2 protein-coding genes are annotated in these 1,691 nt (G+C 45.0%); both read right to left on the reverse strand.

Annotated features, from left to right (window positions below; translation table 11 throughout):
• Positions 1-219: 219 nt before the first annotated feature.
• Positions 220-810 carry a hormogonium polysaccharide biosynthesis acetyltransferase HpsU gene (gene hpsU, locus PX481_RS28655; RefSeq protein ID WP_288097342.1) on the reverse strand — a complete coding sequence of 197 codons (591 nt, stop codon included), beginning with the start codon at positions 808-810 and terminating at the stop codon, positions 220-222.
• Positions 811-815: 5 nt separating this feature from the next.
• A partial coding sequence (locus PX481_RS28660; RefSeq protein WP_288097344.1) for a glycosyltransferase family 2 protein occupies positions 816-1,691 on the reverse strand: 876 nt, incomplete at its 5' end.

The raw sequence follows: 1,691 nt of genomic DNA on the forward strand, positions 1-1,691 counted from the left end.
AAGTAGGGTTTGCGGCAAAAAGTTTTTCGGGGGGGGCAGGGTGTGGGGTGTAGGGTGTAGTGTGTAGGGTTTTAGCGATTTTGGGGGGGTCAATTACCTATTTTTCAGGGAAAAAGTCCCGGAATTTTCCACCCGATCACTCCGGGATCTGGTACTTTTTGGTTTCCAAAAAGTCTAAAAGTCTTACCCAACAAGGTTTTTAGATTTATTGAGTCAGCCCTAACTGCTATAAGAATTCATCTTTCTATCGTATTGAGGACGACAGGGACTGCCCCAAGCGACCTTTTGAGCGGGAATATCGGCAAATACGCTACTTCTTGCCCCAATAACAACATTAGAGCCAATTTTTACCCCCGCAGCCAAGAAACAATCGGCCGCGATCCATGTACCATTACCAATGAGGATGGGAGTGGTTTTTAAGCGGAAAGAGCGATCGCCCGGATCGTGACTGCCAGTGCAAAGATAGCATTTTTGAGAAATCACACAATGACTGCCGATGGTAACGTTATCTAAACTATAAATCACCACATCATCGCCAATCCAAGTATAATCGCCGATCGCAACTTTCCAAGGATAAGAAACCCTTGCCGTCGGGCGAATTTTCACCCCAAGGCCGATTTTAGCCCCGAATAGACGCAAAACAGCGCAGCGAAAGCTATCCATCTGGTGCAAACTAAGGGGGAAAAGAATCCCCTGTACTAACCACCAAAGTAGGATAATTGGATTAGAACGACCGCGATCAAACCAAGATTGATCGTAGGTACGCAGATCTAGCCACGCTTCCTCATCGGTGCGGATTTCTGGGGACATAGGACTTATTTAATCATTTCTGCGGGTTGAGGTTCCGAGGGTTTAACCGGGGGATTAGCCTGGGCATTAACGTTTAATTTACCGCCAAATTGCCGTAATTCGTACAATTTAACCCCTATTTGGTATTCGTACTGACTCAAAAGACGACCGTAGATATAACCAGCTTTGCCATCCAGGAAACCGAGACGGATAAAATAAAAGAGAATAAAGCGCAGCAGCGGTTTAAAGGGCAATTTTACCCATATTTTCTTTAAAAAACGTTTCCTCTGCACCGCATCACCGAACAGGTGCGCTCCGATCGTGCCACTTTCGTCATTACCCGTGAGAATATTGTAATAAACCCGCGCTTCCCAGTTGGAATAACGATTATGTCTTTCTAACCAATGATAGATATCGCGGAAATCGATGTGCAGCATATCATTTTTCAGATATCCCACCTTGCCATCAAGGATAACGTGTTCATGAACTTCGTTATCTCCCGTGTTGGGGATATCTTCCGTGTTTAAATTCTCGTATCTGCCCGACTTATGTTTAAATAAACGCAGATTCCAGTCGGGATACTTGCCACCATAACGGATCCACTGTCCGAGGAAGAAGACGCGACGATTGAGATAATAACCGTTATAGTCGGGATCTTGGATCACGGTGGCGATTTCGTCCCATAGTTCGGGGGTGATTCTCTCATCACAATCGACGATTAATACCCATTCATTGCGAAAAGGCAGATTATCGAGGGACCAGTTTTTCTTTTTCGGCCAACGACCATTAAAATAAAATTGGACTACATTAGCCCCATAGTTGGTAGATATTTTGATCGAGCGATCGCTACTTTGGGAATCGACGACAAACACTTCATCAGCCCTAGCAACACTCTCTAAACA

The sequence above is a fragment of the Microcystis sp. M53603_WE2 genome (genome assembly GCF_030065435.1).